The sequence below is a fragment of the Sulfurisphaera sp. genome, from assembly GCF_059755235.1.
On record NZ_DBPRYF010000028.1, the window covers coordinates 38,733 to 64,902 of the forward strand.

Here is a 26,170-nt window from a genome sequence, read left to right on the forward strand (position 1 = left end):
CAATCTTAAAAAACTTCCTAAAAGAAAAATATTTAAGCAAACAATCTTTCTCCTTCTCTATGTACTTCCTCCTCATATTTCTTTTACTTTATGTCGTTTCTGTCGCACTAGGAAGATTTATTAAGATACCTTCAATTGCCTCAGACATTATTGTAATTCTCTTAATATTTACTATATCCTTCTGGGGAGGAAGTGAGATAACTGGGAGTGAGATTTTTTATGTAATATCCACATCACTTCTTGCTTCAGCCTTAGTTGTTATAGTCACATATTTGCTGGGATTATTTTTCGTAGTGAAAGGGAAAAGTGAATGGAAAAAAATAGACTGGCAAACACAGCTAAAATACGTTTTGCCCTTAGTCCTTGGTCTAGGTTTAGGAGTTTTTCTTAAGGTAATTCCGTCAAACGTTTTCTCATTGGTGATTGACTGTGAATTATATGCTTTAGTTGTAATAATTGGTTTACAAATTGGAAAGGATTTGAAGTTAGAAGTTTTGAAGAGAGTCTCTGGTCTTGCCATATTGACAATCTTCATAGACGTTGTTGGTGCTGTGATTACTGCATTTCTTCTAACTCCCTTTTACCCTTTTAAGGAGATCTTGCTTGTTACTTTAGGCTCTGGTTGGTACTCCTATACTGGGCCTTTTGTCGCTAAGTACTATGGTCCGGTTGTTGGTGTGTTCGCATTTCTAGTCAACTTCTTAAGAGAGCAACTAACATTCTTATTGATACCTCTCTTCTTTCGTGTTAAAGCTTCTCCAATAGGGGCAATAGCTGTTGGTGGGGCAACGAGTATGGATGTAACTCTTCCCCTTTATGTTGATTTATTAGGAAATGAGTATGCTGTTGGTGCGTTAATAAACGGATTGTTTTTAACTCTCCTCGTTCCAGTAATATTACCATTAGTGGTGCTCCTATGAACAGATGGGTAGTTGTTTTTCTTTCTTCAGCTTCTTTCTTTCTTAGCTATTTCTCTAGGATAGCTTGGGGGATCGTCTCCGTTACTCCTCTTTAAAGCCCACTGTAGTTGAGGATGGGATAATCTTTTCATTATTCTTTGTTGGATATATACTAGTTCAACTCCCAGCAGGAGTTCTTTCTGACATGATAACCCCAAGGAATATTATTGTGGTAAGTGTGATAGGAATTTCAGCTTCGTCATTTCTATCTGGTTTTAGCAGTTCTATCTTGGAGGAGTATATAGCTAGTTTTCTAATGGGATTGTCTGCAGGATGGGTCTATCCTGTCACTATTAAGATACTTTCGTTATACTTTCAGAAAATGGAACTGCCGGTTGCTATAGGCTATTACAGTTTAGCGTGGCCATTGTCTATAGTGCTTGCTGGGATAATCTTACCTTGGTTTAGTATAAACCTTGGGTGGAGGACTTCTTACTACTTCATTTCCTTACTCTCCTTAATTGTTGCTCTTTTGTTCTTTTTTGTAGATAAAAAGAAAAGGTGAAAGGACAAAAAGTGAGCTTCTAGTGAGGGAATTGATCACGGACAGAAACGTAATTACCGTAAGTATTTCAGGTTTCCTTTTCTTTCTCTCTTACTGGATAATCACTCTTTATGCATATAAGTACTTTATTCATATTGGACTTAACGACTATATAGCTGGCTTTGCTTACTCTCTTCTTGCATTAGCTGGGATTCCTTCAACAATAATAGCTGGCTATGTAATCAGAAGGGTTGGTGTTAGAGTGACTCTCTCTTTGTTCGAGTTTCTATATGGTTTTCTTACATCAACTTTCTCCTTTGTGACTTTTTCTCTGGGAATAATGATTGTTTCAACACTTATGGGTTTTATAAGGTTTATAATAACTCCAGCAAATTCAACCGCAGTTTCCTTGATAGGAGGTAAAAAAGCTGGCAGTGTTGCTGGATTTACTAACCTTTTCTGGCAGAGCAGTGGCATTATAGCTCCTATTATTGCTTCCTTTATAATAATTCTAGTAAGTTACTTCTATCTCTGGATTTTCTGTGGCATAACAATTATTGTCTCTTCACTTTTGTATTTCAAGCTTCTCAAGGTCTCTTAAAGTTTTAATGCCTTCTTTATAAAAACCAAAACGGTTTAGCAACACAGCGTTTATCCCTGCATTCCTTGCCCCTACTACGTCCATTTCGTAAATATCTCCTACGTGTACTAAGGGTTTTCCTATTTGTCTTGTAACTAAAGAAAAGATCCTTGGATTTGGTTTAACTAGCCCAACTTCAAAAGAGAAAACTGTTAGGTCAAAGTACTTTCTTAAACCAAATTTTTCAAAAACCTCTTTGCCTCTCGGTGTTGCATTCGATACGAGCACTACTGAATATCCTTCTTTTTTAACATATTCAAGAAATTCTATTGTATCGTCAAATAAGTCCACTTCTTCACCCCTTCCTGCTTTGCTAATTTCCTTGACAAGTTTTTCGTCTGTAGGGTTTAAACCCAATTCATAGAGGAACTCTCTTACATCAAAAGGATTAACTCCGTGAGGATCTGGGAAGTGATGCTTAGCCATAGTTTTGATGTATTTTCTGTAAACTTGCTCTAGGGAGAAAGAGTAGCCGTGGTCTTTAAGAGTTTCATGAATTAATTCATATCTTCTAGGTGTAAATGCTATTAATGTGTCTCCCATATCTAATGATATGATTTTCTTCATTGCGTTCTCTCTCTTTTTCACTCCTATAAGTTTGATCTTTGGCAAAATTTTTAAATTTTTATTCAAAAGTTTATAGTTGCCTCAATTTTTTGATAAAGCTTAAAGGGTATAAAAGAGAAGATATAGTAGGTTGCTAGAATTAATAGAACTGCTGATAATCTTCTTGTTTCTAGCACTTTCAGCAGAACTAATCTCCAGAGGCACTGAAAAACTTGAAAAGTTCATGGGTCAGGGGATGGCTGGAGGAATTATAATGGGGCTTTTGACAGCTTTACCAGAGACAATATTTGTTATAGTTGCTGTTTTGAGAAATGAACCCTATGTAGCTTTAGGTTCAGCTATAGGAGGTAACGTTTTGCTCTTCACTTTTGGGGTTGGGTTTTTAGGTCTTTACTTTTATTCAAAGTGGAGGAAGAACCTTGTAATACAAGAGGATTACTCAGTAGAACACAAGTTCCTAATAATAACTACGATAGCGTTATTCCTTATCATCTTGTATAGGAGAATAAACGTGTTTACAGCAATCCCCCTCTTAGCGATCTACTTGTATTACGCTACTTACAGAGTAAGGAAATTTGCTAAAGAAGATAGAGACGTTGATGAAAAGGAAGCGTTAAAAGCTACTATTTATTTGGTTGTTGGTGCATTCCTTCTAGTTATTTTTTCTGAACCTTTCATTGCACAAATAGTTAAATTATCGGAACAGATCGGCATTCCAGTAATATGGTTAGCACTTATTATTACTCCTTTTGCAGGGGAACTTGAAGAGACCATATCGGCAGTAAGACTTACCCACACGTCTACTGACGGAGGCTCTTTAGCCATCTTCGATTTTGTAGGAAGTAAAATAGAAAACGCAACGGTTCTGCTAGCTATAATAGGTCTCTTTTCAGACATTTCTGTAATGCCTGGGATTAATGAGTTGATTGCAACAGTCATAGCAAATATAATAGCAATACTTATACTAATGGACAAGAAGCTAGGAGTCAAGGAAAGCGTTGTTCTACTTTTCCTTTACTTTTTGATAGCCTTTTTGTCCTTGTATTTGTGACACGTTTAAACTCGCAAAGATAGTAACTTATACTTGAGAATGTAGTTATTCATATGAATGCAAGAGATCACTTAGCAAACAAAAGGACATTTTTAGCTTGGGTAAGAACTTCAATAGCATTAATGGGATTTGGATTTGTCATAGCTAAATTCCAAATTTTTCTTCATCTTCTAGTCCATGAAAAGTTAACATCTTCCTCGCTTTTAGGTGGAGTAGTAATGATTTTGATGGGAATTGCCACATTGCTTTACGGTTTTTATGAGTTTTTAGAGCAAGAAAGAGAGCTTGAAAAAGGGAAATTTGAGGCTAAGATTACTCCAATAGTTATTTACACAGGAATTCTAATCGTGCTAGCAATAATGTTAGTGGTAAGTTTGTACATTGCAGTATGAAGTTAATGGCTTTTAGTGTTTTAGGTCTTCTTGTCTTAATCTAGATATCTTTTTCTCGCTTCAATAGTTTTTACAACAGTCTTATCTTAGCTCCTGATTATTAGCAAAAACCGTATAGGGACTAGAAGCTTATGAGACTTAAAGAATACTGGTTAGATGAGAAAAAGTAGTAGGTAGAGATAATTATTTATCCGGTATATAAGTCGAATTCATTTTTTAGTTAAAATTTCAAGAATTTTATCGATTCTTTCGTTTATTGCTCTAACATCATCTTTTATCTCTTTAATGTCTGACTTTATATCCTCAAATCCTTTATCAACATATACCTTCATGTCATCAAACCTTTTGTTTACGTCACTTTTTAGATCATCAAACCTTTTGTCCACATCACTCTTCATGTCATCAATCCTCTTGGTGAAGTCGTTTTTCAAGCCATCTATTTTCTTATTGGTATCATCAAACCTCTTGTCCACATCACTCTTCATGTCATCAATCCTCTTGTTTGTACTTTCAAACCCTTTATCCACATACACCTTCATATCATCAAACCTCTTGTCCACATCACCCTTTAGATCTTCAATCCTTCTGTTAACGTCATCAAACCTCTTATCCACATCACCCCTCAAGTCATCAATTCTTATGTTCGTATCGTCATGTCTATTGTCTACATAATCTTTTATCTCTTCCCTTGTCTTATCGATTTTCAAATCAAGCCTCTCAACTTCTTTTTCAATTCTTTTATCTATTAACTCTAGTTCCCTAGATAAGTAGTAAAGGGTAAGAAAGAGGTAATCTTCAGAGGAAAGCTTCTCTCCTTGTTTAATTTTTTCAACTAATGTCTCAGCGAACTTCCCTATTGCCTCAGTAACTGTTGTAAGTTCTACCATAAGTATAAATTTGTTCCTTAATATAAAAACATAACTTTCAGTTGAGTCTTCTTACTTACTTATTTACGTATTTTAGAATATTGAAACGAAATTATATTTTAAACTTAAGGGAATCAAAGAAGTTTTAACCCTTTGCCTCATTAGTAATATTAAGCATTAATTTTTACGAGACTGATGCTTAAAGTGTATCTCTTACGTAGCAAGTGATAAAAAGTATCTATAGTCCCTAGAGAACAAAAAGAATTATCATGAAATAACGTAAGGCTTCCTCTAGGAGTTTATTCTAAATAGCTATAACCAAACACTTTAGGAGTTTTAGGCTTTGCATTCATGTTTAGTATTATACCTCTTTTTACAGTTTCTGGTATCTCGCCATTTAGGACTATCTCATCTCCGCTTACGGTAGCTAGCATCTTGAATCCTCCTGCAACAACATGAACATTTTGAGCCTCAGAAGCCCATTTAAACTTCTTAAATTTAACCTTGTTTGTCAGCTTTACTCCGGGTTTAATCATTGCAGTTATTCCTTCAATGTCTTCAAGCTTTACATTTCTTAATGCAAAACCAATTCTTGTACCGGGCAAAACACTCTCTTGATCTTCATCAAGGACTTGAATGCTTTTTATCTCAGCTTCTTTTTTCATTGGCAATGCAATTAACTTATCATGTGCATTTACTTGGGTCATTGCGAAACCTAAAACTACAACTCCAACCCCTTTTACGTTAAACGCCCTATCTATGTAAACATATCCTTTATCTTGAACCTCAACATCTAACTCTTTAAATTCGCTTATCATTTTTGATATCAAAAGTTCTTTAAAGTACTTCTGAAAAGTATCTGGGTCATCAGTCAGAACGATGCCTTCTATTCCAGAAGCTTCAGCCATGAGTGCCAGTTCTGCCTCTAGGGCATTAAACTTTGAAACTCTAAGATAAAATGAGGTGGAGATAGAAAGGGATTCAGCTTGGTCAAGCAACTTTTGAGGAGAAGGCAATAAAACAGATCTGACTAATTCCCCAATTTTTTTATAATATATTTGGTTTTCAGTCTTTTTTCCTAGTCTCTCGGCTATTGAAGTAACTTCACTTTCCTCAGAAGCAAGGACTGTAATTATTGACCCTTTAAGCATAATTGTAAAGGTGTGAGGAAAAATAAATAGTTGACTAGTATTTGACTTGGTTATGATCTTCTTTTACCAAACACTGTAGTTTGCATAAAGCAATCCCCAATTTGCGTAAGCCCCACCAGTGTTTCCTCCTATTCCAAATACATAGCTACCAGATGGTGGCGGGGTGAAATTATTACCTAGTGATTGAGAGACCGTGGCTGATTGACCGGTGTTTAAATCATAGGCGACTCCATAAACAGTGTTGATAGTTGGGTTGTAGGTTACACAGATAAGTATGTAATCACCAGGGTTTGGTTTAAAAACGCCATTACCAACGCCATTATAAGCTGTTACTTTAAGACTATTTTGGTTGTCATTTTTGTTAGTTACTATCCAAACATTCCATTGACCTCCAGAACCTCCTGAAGAACCAATTTGCCAATATGGATCCCATTGAACCATTAGATATTGTGTCCTAGATTGCGGTAAAGCAATATCGCCTTGGACTTGAGAATATTGAGTGCCACGGGAAGGATCTGAGAATAGTGTAGGAAATGATGCGGAATTGTTCCAAGTTGAGCTTACACTCCATTTAGTAGGATTTAAGAACAAATAGATCTCATATCCATCTGCTGGGTTAGAAGACCCGCTGGTATAAACTCCAATGAGTGTTATTGTAACGTTTTTTCCATTAGTATACTGTTCGTTCCAGAACATAAGACCTTGAGAGTCTGGTGTATCATAGATTAAACGTAACACGGGCTGAGTAATTGAGTAGCTTCCCCAGTAAGCCAAAGGAGCATTAAAGTAACTATAATAGGTTACGGTATTTGGAGCAACATAAGAGCCACTGACCCCTTCATATATATGGGGGACGTAAAAGTTTGAATATCCGTTTAGGAGGTTCATAACATTTCCGGTTAATGGGTTTATTGTTTCATAAAAGTTATACATGAAAGTAACTCCTTGAACAGTGTAGTTGTATCTGCCTGATAGGGTAAATGATGAGGTAATTGGCGAAATGAAAGTCGAGTTGAAATACGCGTAATAACTCCCTGGGCTGAGAGAGAAATAACCCTCTGAAGGATATATAGCTTGGGTTGTAGTCAAAGTTAACTTAGCAGTGGAAATGTAGGAGTTTTGATTAACAATCATTCCAAGGTTTCCAGCATTGTTTACATTAACGTAAAACATTGGTTCGTTGACGTGGATTACATAGCCACTAGTTGTGTTTATAGTGATTGGCGTTAGTGAGCCGTAAAAACCTTGAGGAGAAGAAGTCCATTGAGAAATTGGGAAATTACAAATTTTGTAATTACCTGAGATAACTTGGAATGGTGGAGTAGTAACTCCTACGTTTAAAGCTCCCTTATCTATAAAAATTACATCTGAGTTAGCTAGAAGGGGAAATAATAAAGCTAAAAAGAGAAGAACCATTAGTTTAGTCAATTTCATAATCCTCAACCTCCTTTACTTCATTGGTAGCAATGTGAGAGAATAAGTAGGGGAAGTAGTTCCTAAATCCCTCTTCCTTGTTCTTATACTCAAAAACTTCGTTATTTGGAGTAACAAAAACTACTTTATCGCCAAATTCCCTTATCTTTAACCCATTTACGTCAATCTCATTCCCAATCTTAGTATAAGGAATATCGAGTTTGTTAAGTATCATTTCTATAACTGGAAGTATGCCGTTGCTAAGGTCAATGTAAATTCCCTTCCTCTTTTGCGGGATTAACCATCTTGCCCTCGTTGAAGCACTAACTACGCTCAGTATCACTGAGGAAAAAAGCAAATAAGCTGGAAAGCCTAAACTCCAACTTTTAGGAAGAAAAACATAAGTAACCCCGTCTGGTGTTGGCGACGCAATATAACCATTTATCACTATATATCTCCAGAGATAAAGGATAGTGGAAAGAAACATTGCTAATGACAATCCCGCTAAAATTGCAGAAACATAAAGAGAGTATCTAGTCTTTTTCCATACTAGGGGGACTATTATAGAGGCTATTGCATAAACGGGTACTAAATAAACCACTAATGGAATTACTGTGTAATTAAAATTTAACACATGAATGTCAAAACCTAGAGGAGTGAGTTGGATTAGCAAATTAGGCCCAAAAACCACGTAGATAGGAACAAAGTACCATGAAATTAGGAAAGCTGTTGTTACTAAAACAAAAATAAGAATTTCATATCTCATAAACCTCACCACTGTAATATAATACGTCTAAAGTTGTAACATTCTCGCTAGGATATAAATACTTAACGTAAAGAGGGAAGTAAAGAGTGTAAGTTAAATTATAGTTTATTTCCTTTTGATAAATTAATACGAATTTATTACCAGAGATAAAGGGTGTCAAAGTTGTGGTTAAGTTAACAAGATGATTTCCAGCAAATATATAAGTACTATTGAAAAGAAAAACGTTTTGAGTATTAAATACGTAATAACGTTCATGCGAAAGGCTTATGTTAACAGCATGAACTAACTCTATTGGAACTATGCTAGATACGTTTAAAGTAACTATTAACAGTGAGGAGTTTTTATTGCTCAAGTAATACACTTTTACAATTTTTATTGAGTTTTCAATGTAAATATTGCCAAAGTTAAAAAACGATATATAGGTTGGAGAGCCATTTATTTCACCCTTTATTAACCCTTTAATCCCAACAGACTGATTAGGGTATAAAAGGGGCTTTAGAGGTAGTTTGACAAAAACAAAAGTTGAGTTAATTATTGTTATATTACCACCCTCGCCCAGATCTGGAACAACAATATACCCGGATTGAGGTACAAAGGGGTAGCCGTTGTTATATATGTTAATAAAAAAGTAAAAACCTGAGGAGTTAGCTACAATTTTATTTACATAAGCATAAGGCAAATTAGTTGGTTTGCTTAACGTAAAATACTCTCTTGATGTTAAAAGAGTAAATAATAAAGAAATAATTAGAAGAAGAGCAAGAGAAAAATAAAAAACCTTATGCCTTAATTCCATTTTACTCACTCATTTATGGTGGTACTATCGCAGATCCACTAACTAAATTGTATCCAAAATTTACTGTTATGGTCTCTATGGATCCAGTTGAAGGTTGAGGTAATGGGGTATTTGGAACCACGTATATGCTAATATAATATGCTCCTGTACTTAATGAAATTGCTGATGATGGAGTAGTTGCAGGTTGACCGTTGTTTATAACTGTGAATGAAGCTACAGTTGCTCCAGTGTTCATATCCTGAATATAGATTGTCATGCTGTTTACTAAATTAGTGCTTCCACTTGGAGTTATACTAGTTACATAAATATAGCCTGCAGTATTTACTGTAAGATATCCTGCTCGATAGAAATAAGCTGCACTAGAGTTAGTTATGTTTAAGTTTACTGTAAACCCTGTGTTACTTCCTTGGAACAAAATATATCCTGGAACATTGCCATTAGGCCCCGTAGTTTGACCATTATAAGTAAAAGTTATTGGTTGTGTTTTAGCTAATCCTACGTTTATTTGACCAGTATAGATGTAAATTACATCGGCAAACGCAAGTGTTGCCACTGGTATTATTAGTAGCAGAGAGAATATCAGAATTTTCCTTTTGTTTAGTGGCTTCATATCTGTTTTTTTTTTGAAGCTCTATTTAAAGTTTACTCTTCACTTTCTTAGTTTACTTTGATGTCAGATTAAGATAAAAAGGGATTGTTCAAAATAAATATCTTTTTAAAATAATTTAATGACTTTATTACAATCATTTATATAATATAAAGACTGTATTACAAAACAAAATAATAGGTAAGCTAAAAAATTAACTGTTTAATATTCATTTTTTACAAGTAACCCTTGAATTCTTTATAGTTAAAAAGCTTAGTATAAGTAAAGAGTGTTAATGATTATTTTATAATATCTTAAACTCTTAAAAAACCTATAATCATCTATTCTATGTCACTATTTCGACTATACTAATATATTGTTTACTTTAAATACAAAGATAATATAATTCTTATTATTGTCCATGAATAAAGCAGTATATGCTAACAAAAGTTGTATCAGGTATATTTCAAGTTATATCTCTGTCTAAGTTTATTTCTCCACTACTTAAAATAAATTGTTGAAACTCTTCTAAATAATAAAATGCTGTTAAATTTAAAGTTGGCTTTAATAGACATCATTTGTCCCATGTCTATCAATATTTTTAGACTCTTTAGGCTACGTGTGTTACAGTAGAGCAGAAATTCCGCTCCCCTCATTATAATAACAAGTTATCCTTCACAAATTAGGAGATAAGAAAAAGTTATACATCTTAAAGGCCTGCTACTATTCTTCGCTATTGTCCTCATCTCCTTTTTAGAATATTCCACCACATCTGAGATATGACCATGCCAGCTTAACCTTTAAGCGGTAACTTTGGCTTTATTACATCTCATAATAAGTTTCTAGTTATTTTGGAAGTATCTATAATAAGTATATGAGAAAAAATCTCATTTACCAAGACATTTAGTTACTTTATCTACAACGTCAGATACTATTTGATTTACTCTGAATCCTTTAATTTCATTCAGTCTTTGAATTGGACTTTCTTTTGTTAATTTTCCTTCACTTTTCTCATATTCCTCACATAAAGCTTCTAAAGTTACTATTAATGAAAGACAATTGGAGCACTCATAGTATAGTTTTCCGTCTGTCCCCTTATACAGTCTGAACCATCTGTCATTGTCTAATTTAAACTCACCGATTTTGTCTCCTTTTATTCTTATGTTTTTTCTATATATTTTTTCCATTAAAAAATCCGATACATTTTCCCTTTTTCTGTTTGGTGCACAACAAGGATCGAAGTTCATAGTATTTAGGATAACCCTAAAAGTAAAAAATTTTTCTTTCTAAAATGTCTTGTTTAGTTAATATTTAACTAATTAAACACAGTTAAGGTGATCAATGATGTTAGGGGATAAAAACTCAAAATCCTTAACAAGGGTTTACATTTAATTCAAAACGTTTTATCTTGAAATCACATTAGTAAATATATTATCACAGCTACATAAATTACACTACCTACTATTACCCAAAGCTTAATGTTATCCATTAACTTTGTCTTTTTGGCAATAGCAGAGTCAATTGAAAATTTATCACCACCGTAAGCTATTAGGTAAGCATCTATTATCATCATTAACAAGTTCAGTCCGTACTCTTCAGCACCAGTCCAACTAGCAGAAAGGAAATATATTAAGTTTAGATAAAATGCGACAGTGCTAGCTAAACGGGTCATTAATCCCAGTAAAGTTAAAATTCCAATGCTAATCTCTCCAATTATAACTAATACTCCAACCAAAGTAGGGTGAGAGACGGAAATAGCGTACAAGAACCCTTTTATTATTGACCCCTCAGCTAAATATTGTATTGTCAATCCTACGTAATCCGTTGATGCTGGGTTCAGAAATCCTGGGTTAAGTAATTTCTCTAGGACTCCTGCATATAGCCATATTGATGCTACAGCAATCCTAAAAATTAGGGATAAATTGACTGTGGTTATGCTCTTAGCCATAATCCCTCCCTCAACTTTCTACTAACCTTAGATAGTGAATAGACTGATATTGAAAGAAGGGCTATCCCTACTAACACTGGCGATGAAAGGAGGATTATTTGAGATATCGCTGTAATTATAGAAGCACTTGTGAAAAGGGTGCTTTTCCAAACAATATTTTTCCCCAACAGCGGAAAAGAAGCTGATGCTAAATACATTAGCGAATTTATCCCAGCTGGTGTTAGGCAACATATCCCTGCAATGGTGCCTATAGAAGGTACTGATGCTGTCAAAAACCCTCCAGCCATGTTTATAGCAGTTAGTCTAAAACTTTTTGGTACCTCCCATCTCATTACGTTGTAAGATACGTAAATAAGAGAAACTAGGTAATAGGATAAGATAAAACCTAAGGACAAAATGACTGTATTTATTACGCCTAGTAACAGGAAGGGCAGATTAAAGACAAAAAATCCAAAGTACACCGGGATTCCGTACCCCTCATAAGATATTATCGTTAGAGGAAGGAAATAGGGACTAATATTTATATTAGGTATTAAGATTATACTGCTGACAATGAGGTATGAGATAAAATATGCCAGAGCATAACTTGCAAATATCGATCCGATTACTCTGTCCTTAAGAATGTTCTTTATCACATTTTTAATCGTAAAATCTCCTCTAACCAACACAAATCTGTTTTTCTTATATTTGAAGAGAAAATATCCCATGACTGACGATATAATGACGTAAGTAAAGATAAATTCTAAAAAAGGATAGAGGAAAGTTTGGTTCCCGCTGTCAGAAAGTGGTGCATACCAAAGGTTATTGATTCTAAAACCGTTAATAACTATAGGAAGAAAAACTGTTGAATTAAAAAAGATATACGCATAAAAATAAGGGTGTATTACTTTCATTCAGCTCACCTCAACAATGCAGTCCAGTAACTGGTGGTAACAGTACATTATCTACCAAATAACTTGCTTGGTTACTTTGTATAGGAATAACCACTGCTGGTGCAGTTGTTAGTGGTACATAGCTTGATACAGTCAAACTGCTCAATGAGATAAGAACGATAAGACCTCCTTGTTGTATATTACCATGCACTACGACGTATGCATATTGTCCACCAGGTAAAACTTCAATGTCTCCTAGCCCTTGAACCTTAAATGAAGGTAAAGAGATGGTCTTCACAACTTGGAATGTTGAAGTGGACATAACCACGATCTGATTTGAATTGGATGGAGCCTCTAAGTAATATTGTCCGTTTGGCGTGAAAACGCCTCTCTGCGGAACTGTTCCATTAGGCATTTGTACCATGCCTAAATATGATAGTGAAGGTAAAGAGTAGAAGCCAACAGAGTTGTTCCCAACAAATTCTACAGCCACTATTGTTCCTTCCTTATTTGGACTCACCATGTAAGGCTGAGACCCAGTAGACGTTGGAAGAACTTTTAATACGCTACCATTTATCCCTAAAATGTCAACACTGTTGTTAAACCTCATAGGAATAATTAGATATGTTCCGTCTGGGCTCCATCTTACGTCACATGGGTAGTATGTCCTGCCAGTAGAGGATACAAACTGTTTTTCCCAGACAACGTTTAACGTTGATATGTTTATTAAAGCAACATCACCGCTAGGTCCATCAGCAACTGCTAGCAGTTGTTGATTGGGAGAATATGCAACTCCAATAAATCCTATGCTATTGCCAAAAGTAAACTCTTTTACTACTTTTAACGTTGAGGGGTCTACTGCATAAACAGTTCCATTATTTAAGGGAACAAAGAGATACTTTGCATTAAAGTAACCTTGATCCGGCAACTCCACCCACCAGTACACTTGTTGTGGAACGCTATTAGAAATGTTAACGACGTGAAGGAAACCTTGTAGAGGAGTAGTAGCGGTTGGGTTCATAACCTCTGTAATTCCCTTCTGAGTAAGGACTAGTAAGTTCATCTGTGGAGGAGATTGGGAAGAAACTGAAGAAGAGGTAGTTGCTTGTTGTATAGGTGTCGGAGAACTCTGAGAGGAAGATGGTTTAAGCATTATTACAGCTGCTCCTACTCCTATTAATATTATCACTACAAGACCTACAATAAGCCAAAACTGATAAGTTGACATTGCCTTTATTACCTTACTTTTCTCCACTTCCTATGTCACCTAAAATATTATGTATTTTACTTTACTTATAAAAGTTGTGATATTATAAACCCTTAGTAAAGTTACTATAATTATATTGTAATTATCAAATCAACATTGTTTAACACTTTTTCATAAAAGTTTGGAAAACACCCTATTGCAGCCTCTTCTATTAGTTTGTCCGCAAGATTTCTCATGTAAGTGCATTGGTCACAAGCCTGTATATAAATCCCTTTTTCTCTGCTCAACCTAGCTAATCTCTCTGCTAACGGATTTCCCTTCATCAGTAAGTATACGTTGTTATCTATAAAGAACATCCCCACAACTTTAGCATAATGTCTGTCTTCCTCCAACTGAGGGACAATCATTTGTCCTAGTATGTAAGAACCTAGCCCAGATTCCACTATATAAGCTATCCTTTTGGTCAACAAATACACCCCGTTAGTTTATCAATAATGTTTTTAACTAAGTCATTTACCGTAAGTCCCTTAACTTCCCTCAACTTTTCTATTGCATCTTCCTTTGTTAACTTCCCTCCATTTTCCTCATATCTTTCGCATAATGCTTCAAGAGTTATCACTACGATTGGGCATTCTGAACTTTCATAGTATAGCTTTCCATCTGTCCCCTTATACAATCTAAACCATCTGCTGTTGTCTAACTTAAACTCACCTATCCTATCCTTTACCTTTCCGTTTTTCGTGTAGAGTCTTTTCATTAAAAAATCAGACGCATATTTTCTGTTAATTACGCATCCACATTCATCTTTTACTTCCATAGTATTTAGTCACCCCCTAAAGTTAAAAAATTTTTCTTTCTAAAAAATTGCTTAGTATGATAAATAAATAACATTCGATTCTCCAGATAGTTTCCTTAAGTAGCTTAATGCCTCTTCATCGAAGAATACTTGGTTACCCATATCAATTCTGCAACATACAACCTTGTTTCCTTTGACTATACCGGTGAAAAGCCAACCTCTACCTAAAGGGGCTGAACTGACTAGGCAGATACCATTATCACAAGTAAAATTGTAAGTAATGAAATTAGACACGTTATCAGTTTTTACTATTTTCGTAAAGACTGTATATAAAAATGATGTAAACTGTTTATCTCTTATTAACTCTTTAATTTTCTCCTCATTGAATTGATGAATTATATCCAAGTACTCTTCTTTTCCTATAGTGTTACTTAAAACCAAAATCCTAAAACTTACATAGTCCTCGTGTTTGATTACCTCATACCTACAGTTAAATAGTCTGATAATTTCCGGGATTGTATAAAGTATGGCTGCCGGGTGGTCTAAGAGGATTTCTATTACCTCTCCTTTCTTTGCTTTAATCAACTCTCTTTTTAACGTAATTTCTGGTACGGGACATTCTTCCCCCCTCAAGTCAATAGATTTGTCTGGGTAAAAGGTAGAGAGATTAATACTTATTACCCCACTTTGGTTAGCGTTTTTAGAAACAACGTACTTTGCATACTCTTCCAAATTTTTCACTATCGTCCTAGCAATATTCCCTAAAATCTTTTCCAGAGACCCTTTATAAATTATTTTAGCTTCAACGTCTTTTTCTTTCTTCTCATAATTTATATCTATCGTGAATTTCCCGTTTTTCTCTATAATTTCTAATCCATCCTTTTTGGGCTTACATAAACAATCAATCTTAAACTTTAAGAAAGAAATCTGACAAGCGTAACCGAAATCTAATTTTTTAACATTAATCATCTTGTACAATCTGTAAGATTTTTCTACTTCAAGTAATGGTCTGAAGTCTTCTATGTTGATTTTTACAGTTTCCTCTATCATTATATTAAAGTATGAAATACTATTTAAAAATCTTATTTACATTACACATCACATTATGTAATTTAATAATTTTGATAAGAAGTAGATAATAGCTTTATAAATGGTAAATACTTAAAAATGTGAAATCGTAAGTATATTTTAGGTGGTTTAATGGAAGACCTATCAGTAAGAAATCCAAATAAAACTCTTGACGTAAGAGGAGAAGAATGTCCCGTACCGGAAATGAAAGCTGGGAAAGAGTTAAAGAAAATGAAGGTAGGTGAAGTATTGGAAGTACTTACTGATCACGAACCTGCAGTCCATGTAACACTACCATCATTATGCAAGTCATTAGGATACCCGTATGTTGTAATGAAAGGAGACGGAATGTACAAGGTGAGGATACTAAAGGTGAAATAGCAAATGCCCACTATGGTTTTACAGCCTATATATCAAGAGAGTTGGGCCTTAGTTTTTGGCCTTTTTGGACTTTCTGGTTTTATTTTGGGTTGGGCAGCCCAAAGGGGTAACTATTGCTTTGTAAATGCAATGACATCGGTTTTTACAGCAAAGAGCTATGATAGGTTTGGCGCACTTCTAATACTCTTTGGATTATCTGCTTTAGGAGCTGGTCTCCTAGTCGCATTTGGTGTTATACCTGCAGTGGATCAGTACTATTTCAATTACTTTGCAGGATGGTATATCCTGGTTGGTTCAATAATCTTTGGGTTTGGAGCAGCATTGGCTGGTGGATGTAACTTATCAATGTTATATAGGGCTGCTAGCGGCTATGTGCAAAACTGGGTAGAATTATTCGGTATGATGATTGGTACTTACATATTTGCTATAGCTATTTGGCCGTTTCAAGTTGACACTATGTCGAAAGGCATACTTTCCACAACTAATGGAGGTTACGTAACATACTTACCCTATGTCCTTTTCCACTCGACATCTAACATGGCAGTATATATTACCACTTTAATAGTTGGTCTACCTCTTATCTTTTTAGGAATTTACCTTCAACAATACACAAAGAAAAAATGGTCTACGTCTTCCTCTTCCCCCTCATTTAGGTTACCATCAACTTTTAGTATGGCATTTGGTTCAGAAAAAAGCATTTCTTCTTCGGAAGAGAAAGAGAGTAGGCCATCCTTACGCAAGGAGATAAAGGACTTATTACTTTTAAAGAAACCTTATGGGACTAATTTAACAACTGTGATTTTAGCTATAGACATGATATTTGTGTTTATAGTTGGTGCAGGCTATACTTTTAACTATCTAGTGATCACAACTTCTGACGGAGGTAGATTCTTCGAGTACCTACTAATGTTAGGAAATGTAAAATTATTTCTAAATACACCTTGGTTTAATGATTCAGTTCCTATTGTAGATACAAGCACCTTGATGGTAATAATGCTATGTATAGGAGCCTTTATGGCATCTTACTTAAGTGGGGACTTTAAGATAAGGATTCCTAGAGACAAGAGAAGATTAGCGATTGGGTTTGTAGGGGGCATGTTGGTAGGAATAGGAGTAAGAATGGCATTAGGATGTAATGTAGGGTTAATGTGGACTAACTTTACCCAGCTAGGTTATGACGGCATAATATTCCTCTTTGGTATGTTAATAGGTGTTTATATGGCAGTTAAGGTTCAAGAAAGGTGGTTATGATGGTCTCTCTACCTATAATAAGAAGATTGTTGGCACCTATTGTCGTTAGTTTATTTGCAATTGGATGGTATTTGTATTCTGTTGATTATATATTACCAAACAATAGTGTTGCATTATCTCATGGAGTTTTCTCCGCTTATGTCCCTACAAATCAGATAGACGGTTATATTCAAGCTACTACCTACATTTGCTATACCATTGTGTATATCGCATTAGCAATTTTTTGGTATAACTTAGTCAAAACTGTACGTGAGTTGGAGGTGAAAAAGAGTGTCTGACCTATATGTATTTATGGTTACTAGTGGGGACATAGATAGACTTTATATGGCTTACATTACTGCTATTGGTTATGCCTCTTCAGGGAATAAAGTCTACATGTTCTTTACAATGGATGGGCTTAAGGGAGTTACTAAAGAAATGGAGAAAATACAGCTACCAAACGTAAAGCCTCTGTCATATTATTTTAAGAACTTAATTGAGCTAGCTGGAGAGGATGTTGAAATAACTGCTTGTGAGTTCGGTATGAAGGCTAAAAATGTGCCCCATGAAGACCTAGTAGAGAACGTTAAAGTTGGAGGCGTAGCTGAATTCGCATTAAGGAGTTCAGAGGCAAAAGCTGTACTGATTTTTTAACAAGGTTTAACATATCTATCAAATACTTATTATCTCATTTTCAATCTTTTCTTTTTAAAAAGTTATGAAAGTTATCACTATCTTTAATAATACTTATTCTATTCTTTTATAAAATATTTCTAATAATATTTACTAAATATTTGATTTTTTAAATATTTATATGACATTGCAATAGAATAAATCTATAATTTTATTCTGTTTTTTGTTATATTTATAAGTTTTGCGGAATATGTGTATTATCGTAAATTTTAAAAATTTGTTTCAAAAATGCTGTCAGACCAAAAATGGACTCAAAAATATTTGGTGTAATTTTGTTAATAGTTGGTTTAGTAATAGGAATAGGAGTAGGTTACGTTATACACACTCCTGCAACCAAAACAATAACTACAACACAAACCGTAACTTCTACGACTACATATACTACAACTCAGACTCAAACAAGTACTTCGACGAGTACAGCTATGTCACAAGGTATTATGATGAGTACAGTAAATACTGAGGTAAAGTCTCCACTAACCGGAGTAAATGAAAACGTTACAATAACAACTTATCAGAACTCTTCGATTAAGTGGTACCAGTATACTTATTACAATTATGGAAATTGCTATTTGCCAATGTGGACAATAGTTACATACTATCCTTCTAACATGCCTAAAGACCCTATAAATGAAGGAAACTGGACAGTTTATGCATATCAGCAAGATCATGAAGCAGTTTTAAACATCAGCTTCCCAGCAGTTAGCTGGTCATTTAAACAAATGGACGCTATTCCGCTCAATGCACCATTCCCTGCATATCAAGCTATGGGAAATAGGAGTGCAGCTGTAACGTTAACACAGTTAGTAGGAGATGCAGTAGGTGTAACATATTTCAATGGTATAGTCTACATACCCTCCGATGCTAATACCATTTATGCCGTTAACGCTTACACTGGGCAACTAATTTGGTCTGCTACAACAGTAAATGCAGTTATGAGCAATCCAATTGTTGTTAATACAATTAAAGGTGCAATTGTTTATGTCAGTGTGGGAGACGCAGGATTTTCAGCCTCTCAAGGTATTTTTGCAGTTTTAACCCAGAGCTATGCACAAGTAATAAGAGGTTATAGTTATGGTGCTGTTTATGCGTTTAACGCTACTAACGGTCAATTATTATGGGTTCATTTTGATAAAGGTAATGATATGCCGACTGTAGCTTATGTTGATGGACTTCTTATATACGGTGATGGTTCCGGTCAAATTGAAGCTCTAAATGCAACAACTGGACAAGTTGTGTGGAGAGACTATGTAGGTGTTTCGGCATTTGACTCAATGAGTTCAACAAACTACTATGTTTTCCCTAACGGCACAACGATTGCTATAGTGGGTTTCACTCTAGCACTTCCACCATACGGTGAACTAGTCGCGGTAAATGTCGAGAATGGACAAATAGTTTGGAACTTCACCTTACCAAAAGGATATACTCCATTTAACACTGGGATGGGAGATGTGTCACCTGCAGTAGATCAGCAAAATGGAATAGTAGTGCAGAGTACAATTGTAAACTCCATCAAAACGAACAAAACAATCGGGTTTGCAGTCTTCGCACTTAACGCAACTAATGGCCACTTGTTATGGATAGAACAATTAGCTAGAGGTTATGTGCCACCAGCATTCAAAGGAGGAGTTCCAACGATTCACAACGGAGTAGTATATGTAGGTTCTCCAGTTGTTAACGAGGTATTTGCATTAAACGAAAGTACTGGGAAAGTAATATGGATAGGCAAAATACCTAATGTCCAAGCTCCGCCAAATGGCGCTGGTGGAGGAAGAGCTAATCCAGTTTATATTAATGGATATATTATAGAGCCAGCAGGACCAAATATAGATGTGTATAATGCTACAAACGGTCAGTTAGTAAAGAGCTACTATGTGGGAGGAAGATTTGGTATAGTAAATGCTGTTGTTGTCGGAAAAACAGTGTTTGTGGATAACAGCTATAATTGGGCTTTCGCAATTCCTCTATCAGATTTAATGTGAGACTTTAATATTTTTTATTTAATTTATATATCTTTTTTTTTTAAAATTAAACTTATTGGAATGGTTGTAACGAGAATAATATGACTTGAGCCATTTCAATCTTCATGAAATGTGAAACTCAAATAGCTCTTATCTATCTGTTCAATTTTATTAACATAATTTAGCAAGTTATTATCATGCAAGAAGTATGTGCTCGTTGCGGCAAGCCGAGAGAAAGTATATACGAGCTTCGTTGCAGTAGATGTGGCGGACCATTTAAATACGTTGTAGATTTTGAGTATAGAAAGAATATTAGAGATAATTTCCCTTACGTGAAAACTTGGATCTCTTTAGGTGAAGGTAAAACTCCGTTAATAAAATTTGAGAATGTTTATCTAAAGCTAGACTTCTTAAACCCCACAGGCTCTTACAAAGACAGAGGATCAGTGACTTTAATATCTTACCTCTTTCAGCAGGGAATTAAAAAGATCTCAGAGGACTCTTCCGGAAATGCAGGAGCCTCAATATCAGCTTATGGAGCATTTGCTGGAATGGAAGTAGCAATATTTACACCAACAAATGCAAATCCTTCAAAAATTAAACAAATAGAGGCGTATGGTGCTAAAGTGGTCAAGGTGAAAGGAAGCAGAGAGGATGTAACTAGAGAAGCTGAAAAATCTGGTTACTATTTTGCATCTCACACTCTTCAACCACAATTTAGAGACGGGATAAGGAGTTTGAGTTATGAAATTTATGAAGATTTAGGTAAGGCTCCAGATTATGTCTTCTTACCCACTTCTGCAGGTACTCTTCTTTTAGGTGTATATGAGGGTTTTAAGCATTTGTTAGACTCTGGAATTATAGAAAAGATGCCAAAATTAATTGCTGTTCAGACTGAACAAGTAATGCCAGTTTGCGCGTCTCTGAAAGGTTACTCTTATACTCCTCCAAAAGAAGTAAATTCAATTGCCGATGCTCTAGTTTCTACAAACCCATTCCTTTTGCCAGAGATGCTTAATGTGTTAAAAGAAACTGGAGAATGTGTAGTTGTTTCAGAGGAGGAAATATTAAACGCTTGGAAATATTTAGCTAAACATGGAATATTAGTGGAACCAAGTTCGGCTACAACATATGCAGCTTATCAGAAAATGAAAGTTAATAGTGCAGTTTTAGTTCTTACTGGCAGTGGTCTTAAATCTCTTCACCTTTTAGGGAGCTAACAACCTTTAATAATTAATTATCTCTTATAAATAATCTTGAGTAGGGAAGGAAGAAAAAGAACTGAGTTTAACTCAAAAACAAGTTTTTATAATACTTCAGCAAAGATGGGGCAATTTATTCTTACTTACTAAAAAAGTTCAAATCATAAGAATGGAGCCCATTTTGAGAATGCAGACAAATGATCTGGAACAGCTGCTAAACCTATGTAGCCAGCAACAACACCAGCTAATATTAGCAATATAGCATCAATTAGAAGGAATATCTTTATCTTCGGATTACCATTATCAATGAACATAGATACTGGGTAGAAGAATATTGAAGACAGTCCAGTAAGTACGTAGAGTGCAAGTAGTGCTGCAGGTTCTTGAGTCATATTTTTCAGATACCCTTCAGCTCCATAGTACATTGTTACGATACCTAATAGTATTCCTAAGAAACCTAAATGCTCTAGCTTATAGCCATTCTTAACCCCTAGTGCTATCATGATTAATCCTAAGCCCAATAATGGGTAAAGATCATAGAAGAGTATGTTATAGCTACCAGGTAAAGGCCAGACTAATAATCCAAAGAAGCCAGTAACGCTTATGTATATTCCAATGACCAATAAAGGCAAGTATTGAGCCTCTATAGCTTGTTTATACTTTGTAAGTTCACTGTGAATTGCAAATGTCCTTAACAAACCATAAGCGATTGTTATAAAGCCTGCAGCCATTGCTATTAGCTGACCAGTTAATTGATCTACGAATAATGCCACTTTAATCACCAAATAATATATTTGTCAACGTGAAATATATATTGCGTATGTATAAATATTCATATTAGTACAGCAAATCTTTTATATAAGTTGCCTAATATTTTTTCCCCAATTTCTAATTATTTATAAATTTCATATAAATTTTTTTATGATTTTTTTACTATAAAAAAGTATAAGAAGTTTAATTCTGCAATTTTTTTGGAAGGGCAATAAAAGACCTCAAACTGTAAAAAGTGGCACAAATATTTATGTTTATATGTGATTTTGTTAACATTCTTAGATAATAATTAACCAGATAATCGCTTTTTACAATTATTAAATAATTTTTCTTTATTGCAAAGATATAATACTTAAAGATCGATAAATGAATTCTGGCTTACAAGGAAATTTCCTTAATAACATTGTTAAAAAGTATATTGGATTATAAAGAGTTTTGATAACAAAGGATTTGTCTTCAGTCTATAGGCAGTAATGTGAAACTCAAAAGATTAAAAAAGAGAGTGTAACTTCACGATTTCAATTTGAATAATGAGTAAAAGTATAACTCTCTAACAAAAAACAATTAAATGAAAAAATTTATGTTCTCTCAGTAGCTCTTTCGGCACTAACTTCTTCAGCTAATCTAGTCCCTAAAGTTTCTGGGCCTATGTATTGTCCAATTCCAACTAGTACTGCACCTATCATTAGCAGTACTGCTGTGGAGAACCATACGTTTGTTGGTGTATCTATCGATTTAAATAGATACTGATGCATTAATGGTACGTATATGCTAAACCAACCCCCTATGAAAATCCCTGAAGAATAGCCAAAACCCACTCCAGAAGCCCTCATTGACGCTTTAAACCTCTCAGATAAGTAAATAGGAATTATCCCCCAAGGGCCTTGAGTTATAATCCCTATAATAATTGAAGCTATTGAAGCTAATGCTACGTTTCCTATTGATGCTGAAGAAATTAGCAAATAGCATATTGGTATAGCAATTATGAAAGTAAGTATAGCCCAAATTAACGTCAATCTTCTTCTACCTACATATTGAGATAGGGCACCAAAGAAAACTGCACCTGCAAATGCCGCATAAGTTCCAAGTGAGTATATGAAAACAGCTTCACCTGTTGAAAACGCAGATGGAGGATGTTCTAATATTGTTGGTACAAAAGCAAATAATGAATAAGCGAAGAAGAACATCCCAGTCATGTATATCAACACTTGTAGGAAATCTTTTAAGTATGGCATTTTAAACAAGTCAAGAAGTGGAGTTTTTCTAACTAAATTTTTCTGTTTAACTTCCTCAAATACTGGCGTCTCTTTCATGGCTAATCTTATAGCTAGTGCTATGAATGCTGGAACTAATGTGGTAAGAAAAACATATCTCCAAGCAAATTCTTCAATCCTTGTAACACCATATACACTGATAAATGCTCCTTCTACTGCAGCAGCTAATGCTGCGCCAAATGAGAATCCTCCTTGAACTACGCCGCTTATTAGTCCTCTCCATTTAAACGGAGTCCACTCCATTGCAAACGGATGACCTGCAGCATACTCACCTCCAGCAAAAATTCCTACTCCGATTCTTATTAATACGAATAGAATGAAAGAGAGTATGCCAACAGAAGCATACGTCGGTAATGCTGATGTCAATGCACTAACTATACCCAGACCTAAGACAGTTATAATTAAGTCAGCTCTTCTACCTATTTTATCACCAAGGTTTCCAAAAATAGCGGAACCTAGGGGCCTAAAGATTATTGTCAGTGAATATGATAATATAACTGAAAATGAAGCTAGAAGAGGTGACTCGGGAGGCAACAGTACTTTTGCTAGTACAGGTGCTATACCTAAAATCATTGTTAGGTCGTAAGAGTCTGTTAGGAAACCTATAAATTGTGAAACTATAGCTTTTGCCGAGTTCCAACTAAATTTTTCAGGCTCCATATCAATAAATATATAATATTATCTCTTTTATAAGCTTAAATATGAAATAAGTTTAAAGTTATTACAAATTGAAGTTTAATATAATATCACTTTCCTAAAATTTAAAAAATCCGAGAATGAAGGATTTGCATGTTTATAAGGGGGGAACTTGACCTTAGATCCTCTTAACAATTTTCCTTGTTACGTAAATTAACAATCCAATCACAGTTCCGGCTATCCCAGAATAATAGAGTATTTTCTGATGTAATACCAACTTAACTTTTTGTATAGTATAAGTTATTGTAGCGTTATACGTGACATTTAGTGTTTTACCGTTACTCTCATTCACTTCCTTTATAATAGAAAAAGTGAAAGTTCCGGGATTAAGAGATATTGTATAAGGAGAAATGCTAGTTACGTTTACTGTTAAATCATGATTAATTAGGACTTCAGTTATTAAACCACTTTTATTTTGTGATATTGTAACACTTGCAGATTCTACTAAGTTAGGCACATTTAACGTGTAATTTTCAAAGTTTATTGTAAAGTGTGTAGGTGTATTTATTGTAACCGTTGAAAGTGAAAGAATAGCTAATGAAATTGAGGCTAACAATAGTTCCCACTTTATCACATTTCACACCTCTATCCTTTTGAAAAGGAATAAGGAGATCAAAACTAAGATTAAAGCAAGGACAAAGTCCACAACTATTCCATTATAGATAAATGAAAGTAGTGTAGAGGACTGTTTGAACGAATAGGCTAAAAGAAGTGGGTAAGGATTCATAAAAGAGGTTATTGAGAGTGCAGAAGAGTTATTTTGAACAAGGGAGTAATTACCAAACCCTCCGACTAAGAAGATAGAACCCAAAGCAAACATCGAAGCTAACGTAGATGCACCGTTACTTTTTAAGAAAAGGGTAAGAAACAGTATGACTGAAGTTGAAAAGAAGTAACCTGCAGTGTACGTCAGTGACAGCAAGTTCGTTAAGGGGTTAATATAACCAATGTCAGCTAAGTAAAAGTAATTTGTCACAACCCAAAAGAGATAAGGTAACACAACGTCGAGAAAGTAACTGTAAAAGAAAAACGTTATCCTCTTTACAGGCATCATTAAAAATGACACAATGCTACCGTTAGTAAGATGATCTCCTAGAACGAAAATTATGTTCCTTAAAGCAAGAGAGAAAGCTATAGTCTCCGATAAGCTAATAACTGGAATGAAAGATATAACGAGAGAATAAGGTTGGAAGTCCCCCTTTTCAAGAAACGCAGGGATGAAAATGTATCCCACAATCATCGTGGGAATCATTAACTGAAGAGTAGGGTCTTTGTACCTTTCTTTAAAAAGGATCTTTAGGACTTGTAATTGTGACACAAAAATTTCTTATACTAAGTTCTATTAAGCTTTTTGAACACGTCGTCTAGGCTACTCCTCCTTATACTAAGAATTTCAATTTTTGAATCATCTAGTAAATCAACTATTTCCCTTATGTTACCCTTAACTCTTATGTAAGCTCCGTCCATTGCAGGTTCAAACTCTTCCAAAACTTTCATAGCCCTTTCCTTCTCCCTCACTAGGATTATAACTTCGTCAGAAGACACATTAGCCTCTACAGTGTTTATATCCCCCATTGCTGTTATTATCCCATCGTTGATGAAAACAACGTGAGTTATAACCCTTTCCAACTCAGATAAGATATGGGAGGATATAAAAAAAAGTAACACCGTACTCTTTTATCATGTTTGTTACCATGTCGTAGAATTCGAGCCTCGCTTGTGGGTCTAAATTTGCTGTTGGCTCATCTGCAATTATCAACTCAGGGTTTTTGATGAGAGCAGCTATTAATTGAATTTTTTGGGCCTGACCAGAAGAAAGTTGAGAGATTTTCTTTTTTAAATGCTGAGTTAAGTTAAAGTCTTTTATTAGCCTATTTAGATCACCATGAAATATGCTGTTTAAATCTTCAAGGTATTCCTCAACCGTATCGTTTGGCGGATAAGGTAATTTAGTAAAAATCACGGAGACTTTATACCTAAGTTTAGGGTTATCCCACGGGGTTCAGCTTTCATAGGCATTCATAGACCTATGAAAGCCTTGGGGTTCACCAGGCTCAGCCACCATCTTGAGTTCATCGGTGGCATATCATAGCCCTTGCCCCTATTCGTGGCAACCCCACCCAAAGCCCTCATCCACACCTTCCACCGAGGGATCATCTTTTTAATCACCGCACGGAAGAAGACGCTCGGGCTCTGGGGAAAGCCACACATTTTAAGGAAAATGTTTATGGCTCCACACAGTTGTCTGTCTAGTTCTAGTCCGCACCTAGAACATTTAACTACCCTGCCCCCTTGGAGCTTTATCATCTTTCCTCCGCATCTGGGGCAGGTTGAAGAAGTGTTCCTAGGGTCGACCAGTTTTATTTCGGATTTGTCGCTCATGAATTGAACTATCTGCTTCCAGTT

General features: G+C 35.0%; 32 protein-coding genes. 11 read left to right on the forward strand and 21 right to left on the reverse strand.

All coding sequences use genetic code 11. The features are described from left to right. The first annotated feature begins 59 nt into the window (after positions 1-59). From AC3OCB_RS04045 to AC3OCB_RS04055, 3 genes are all read left to right on the forward strand, one after another. Positions 60-920 (forward strand): LysO family transporter, encoded by an 861-nt coding sequence (locus tag AC3OCB_RS04045; protein ID WP_498340931.1) that lies wholly within the window; start codon positions 60-62, stop codon positions 918-920. 64 nt (positions 921-984) lie between these two features. Next, positions 985-1,464: an MFS transporter gene (locus AC3OCB_RS04050; RefSeq protein ID WP_498340933.1), complete on the forward strand. Its 480-nt coding sequence runs from the start codon at positions 985-987 to the stop codon at positions 1,462-1,464. 31 nt (positions 1,465-1,495) lie between these two features. Then, positions 1,496-2,044 carry an MFS transporter gene (locus AC3OCB_RS04055; RefSeq protein ID WP_498340934.1) on the forward strand — a complete coding sequence of 183 codons (549 nt, stop codon included), beginning with the start codon at positions 1,496-1,498 and terminating at the stop codon, positions 2,042-2,044. Here AC3OCB_RS04055 and AC3OCB_RS04060 read toward each other — a convergent pair. Next, positions 2,009-2,716 (reverse strand): HAD family hydrolase, encoded by a 708-nt coding sequence (locus AC3OCB_RS04060; RefSeq protein WP_498340936.1) that lies wholly within the window; start codon positions 2,714-2,716, stop codon positions 2,009-2,011. The two genes, AC3OCB_RS04055 and AC3OCB_RS04060, sit on opposite strands and share 36 nt — an antisense overlap. A gap of 64 nt (positions 2,717-2,780) precedes the next feature. On the opposite strand from AC3OCB_RS04060, the gene AC3OCB_RS04065 reads away from it, so the two are divergent. Beyond that, positions 2,781-3,701, forward strand: a complete 921-nt coding sequence (locus AC3OCB_RS04065) for a sodium:calcium antiporter (RefSeq protein ID WP_498340938.1) — start codon at positions 2,781-2,783, stop codon at positions 3,699-3,701. Positions 3,702-3,754: 53 nt separating this feature from the next. After that, positions 3,755-4,093: a YidH family protein gene (locus tag AC3OCB_RS04070; protein WP_498340939.1), complete on the forward strand. Its 339-nt coding sequence runs from the start codon at positions 3,755-3,757 to the stop codon at positions 4,091-4,093. 209 nt (positions 4,094-4,302) lie between these two features. On the opposite strand, the gene AC3OCB_RS04075 is transcribed toward AC3OCB_RS04070, so the two are convergent. The 13 genes from AC3OCB_RS04075 to AC3OCB_RS04135 all read right to left on the reverse strand — a co-directional run bounded on the left by AC3OCB_RS04075 (position 4,303) and on the right by AC3OCB_RS04135 (position 15,541). Next, entirely contained in the window at positions 4,303-4,980 is a 678-nt protein-coding gene (locus tag AC3OCB_RS04075; RefSeq protein ID WP_498340940.1) for a hypothetical protein, read from the reverse strand. Positions 4,981-5,258: 278 nt separating this feature from the next. Continuing rightward, entirely contained in the window at positions 5,259-6,110 is an 852-nt protein-coding gene (locus tag AC3OCB_RS04080; RefSeq protein ID WP_498340941.1) for a translation elongation factor, read from the reverse strand. A gap of 63 nt (positions 6,111-6,173) precedes the next feature. Continuing rightward, entirely contained in the window at positions 6,174-7,544 is a 1,371-nt protein-coding gene (locus AC3OCB_RS04085) for a hypothetical protein (RefSeq protein WP_498340942.1), read from the reverse strand. Then, positions 7,531-8,289, reverse strand: a complete 759-nt coding sequence (locus AC3OCB_RS04090) for a hypothetical protein (RefSeq protein ID WP_498340943.1) — start codon at positions 8,287-8,289, stop codon at positions 7,531-7,533. The genes AC3OCB_RS04085 and AC3OCB_RS04090 overlap by 14 nt, the downstream gene beginning before the upstream one ends. Further along, positions 8,279-9,082, reverse strand: coding sequence for a hypothetical protein (locus tag AC3OCB_RS04095; RefSeq protein ID WP_498340944.1), 804 nt, complete (start codon positions 9,080-9,082; stop codon positions 8,279-8,281). The genes AC3OCB_RS04090 and AC3OCB_RS04095 overlap by 11 nt, the downstream gene beginning before the upstream one ends. Before the next feature lie 13 nt (positions 9,083-9,095). Continuing rightward, a complete protein-coding gene (locus AC3OCB_RS04100; protein WP_498340945.1) occupies positions 9,096-9,692 on the reverse strand; it encodes a hypothetical protein in 597 nt (198 codons plus the stop codon). An 863-nt stretch (positions 9,693-10,555) separates the two neighbouring features. Next, complete coding sequence (locus AC3OCB_RS04105) at positions 10,556-10,915, reverse strand: hypothetical protein (RefSeq protein ID WP_498340947.1); 360 nt, start codon at positions 10,913-10,915, stop codon at positions 10,556-10,558. Between the two features lie 167 nt (positions 10,916-11,082). Then, the gene (locus AC3OCB_RS04110; RefSeq protein ID WP_498340948.1) at positions 11,083-11,616 is read right to left on the reverse strand and encodes a TQO small subunit DoxD; all 534 of its coding nucleotides are present in this window, start codon (positions 11,614-11,616) and stop codon (positions 11,083-11,085) included. After that, positions 11,601-12,509 (reverse strand): hypothetical protein, encoded by a 909-nt coding sequence (locus tag AC3OCB_RS04115; RefSeq protein WP_498340950.1) that lies wholly within the window; start codon positions 12,507-12,509, stop codon positions 11,601-11,603. The genes AC3OCB_RS04110 and AC3OCB_RS04115 overlap by 16 nt, the downstream gene beginning before the upstream one ends. A 10-nt stretch (positions 12,510-12,519) precedes the next feature. Beyond that, positions 12,520-13,716: a YncE family protein gene (locus tag AC3OCB_RS04120; RefSeq protein WP_498340970.1), complete on the reverse strand. Its 1,197-nt coding sequence runs from the start codon at positions 13,714-13,716 to the stop codon at positions 12,520-12,522. A 110-nt stretch (positions 13,717-13,826) separates the two neighbouring features. Then, positions 13,827-14,102 (reverse strand): sulfur reduction protein DsrE, encoded by a 276-nt coding sequence (locus AC3OCB_RS04125; protein WP_498340971.1) that lies wholly within the window; start codon positions 14,100-14,102, stop codon positions 13,827-13,829. 56 nt (positions 14,103-14,158) lie between these two features. After that, a complete protein-coding gene (locus tag AC3OCB_RS04130) occupies positions 14,159-14,512 on the reverse strand; it encodes a hypothetical protein (RefSeq protein ID WP_498340952.1) in 354 nt (117 codons plus the stop codon). A gap of 51 nt (positions 14,513-14,563) precedes the next feature. Then, positions 14,564-15,541, reverse strand: a complete 978-nt coding sequence (locus AC3OCB_RS04135) for a sulfurtransferase TusA family protein (protein WP_498340953.1) — start codon at positions 15,539-15,541, stop codon at positions 14,564-14,566. Between the two features lie 150 nt (positions 15,542-15,691). Here AC3OCB_RS04135 and AC3OCB_RS04140 point away from each other — a divergent pair, with 150 nt between their 5' ends. From AC3OCB_RS04140 to AC3OCB_RS04165, 6 genes are all read left to right on the forward strand, one after another. Next, a complete protein-coding gene (locus AC3OCB_RS04140) occupies positions 15,692-15,940 on the forward strand; it encodes a sulfurtransferase TusA family protein (protein WP_498340955.1) in 249 nt (82 codons plus the stop codon). 3 nt (positions 15,941-15,943) lie between these two features. Next, positions 15,944-17,191 carry a YeeE/YedE family protein gene (locus tag AC3OCB_RS04145; RefSeq protein ID WP_498340956.1) on the forward strand — a complete coding sequence of 416 codons (1,248 nt, stop codon included), beginning with the start codon at positions 15,944-15,946 and terminating at the stop codon, positions 17,189-17,191. After that, complete coding sequence (locus AC3OCB_RS04150) at positions 17,191-17,469, forward strand: hypothetical protein (RefSeq protein WP_498340957.1); 279 nt, start codon at positions 17,191-17,193, stop codon at positions 17,467-17,469. The genes AC3OCB_RS04145 and AC3OCB_RS04150 overlap by 1 nt, the downstream gene beginning before the upstream one ends. After that, positions 17,462-17,824 (forward strand): DsrE family protein, encoded by a 363-nt coding sequence (locus AC3OCB_RS04155; protein ID WP_498340958.1) that lies wholly within the window; start codon positions 17,462-17,464, stop codon positions 17,822-17,824. The genes AC3OCB_RS04150 and AC3OCB_RS04155 overlap by 8 nt, the downstream gene beginning before the upstream one ends. A 284-nt stretch (positions 17,825-18,108) precedes the next feature. Next, the gene (locus tag AC3OCB_RS04160) at positions 18,109-19,842 is read left to right on the forward strand and encodes an outer membrane protein assembly factor BamB family protein (RefSeq protein WP_498340959.1); all 1,734 of its coding nucleotides are present in this window, start codon (positions 18,109-18,111) and stop codon (positions 19,840-19,842) included. 173 nt (positions 19,843-20,015) lie between these two features. After that, positions 20,016-21,041 (forward strand): pyridoxal-phosphate dependent enzyme, encoded by a 1,026-nt coding sequence (locus tag AC3OCB_RS04165; RefSeq protein WP_498340972.1) that lies wholly within the window; start codon positions 20,016-20,018, stop codon positions 21,039-21,041. 143 nt (positions 21,042-21,184) lie between these two features. Here the strand turns inward: AC3OCB_RS04165 and AC3OCB_RS04170 are convergent, their stop codons facing one another. From AC3OCB_RS04170 to AC3OCB_RS04200, 7 genes are all read right to left on the reverse strand, one after another. Beyond that, complete coding sequence (locus AC3OCB_RS04170) at positions 21,185-21,796, reverse strand: DUF981 family protein (protein ID WP_498340961.1); 612 nt, start codon at positions 21,794-21,796, stop codon at positions 21,185-21,187. Between the two features lie 576 nt (positions 21,797-22,372). Continuing rightward, positions 22,373-23,728, reverse strand: coding sequence for an MFS transporter (locus AC3OCB_RS04175; RefSeq protein ID WP_498340962.1), 1,356 nt, complete (start codon positions 23,726-23,728; stop codon positions 22,373-22,375). A gap of 154 nt (positions 23,729-23,882) precedes the next feature. Continuing rightward, positions 23,883-24,338 carry a hypothetical protein gene (locus AC3OCB_RS04180; RefSeq protein ID WP_498340963.1) on the reverse strand — a complete coding sequence of 152 codons (456 nt, stop codon included), beginning with the start codon at positions 24,336-24,338 and terminating at the stop codon, positions 23,883-23,885. Positions 24,339-24,341: 3 nt separating this feature from the next. After that, on the reverse strand, positions 24,342-25,082 hold the full coding sequence (locus AC3OCB_RS04185; protein WP_498340964.1) for a hypothetical protein: 741 nt from the start codon (positions 25,080-25,082) through the stop codon (positions 24,342-24,344). 14 nt (positions 25,083-25,096) lie between these two features. Then, entirely contained in the window at positions 25,097-25,393 is a 297-nt protein-coding gene (locus AC3OCB_RS04190; RefSeq protein WP_498340965.1) for a hypothetical protein, read from the reverse strand. Position 25,394: 1 nt separating this feature from the next. Continuing rightward, complete coding sequence (locus AC3OCB_RS04195; RefSeq protein ID WP_498340966.1) at positions 25,395-25,727, reverse strand: ATP-binding cassette domain-containing protein; 333 nt, start codon at positions 25,725-25,727, stop codon at positions 25,395-25,397. Positions 25,728-25,783: 56 nt separating this feature from the next. Next, positions 25,784-26,170 (reverse strand): transposase (locus AC3OCB_RS04200; RefSeq protein WP_498340967.1); only part of this gene is annotated, 387 nt, incomplete at its 5' end.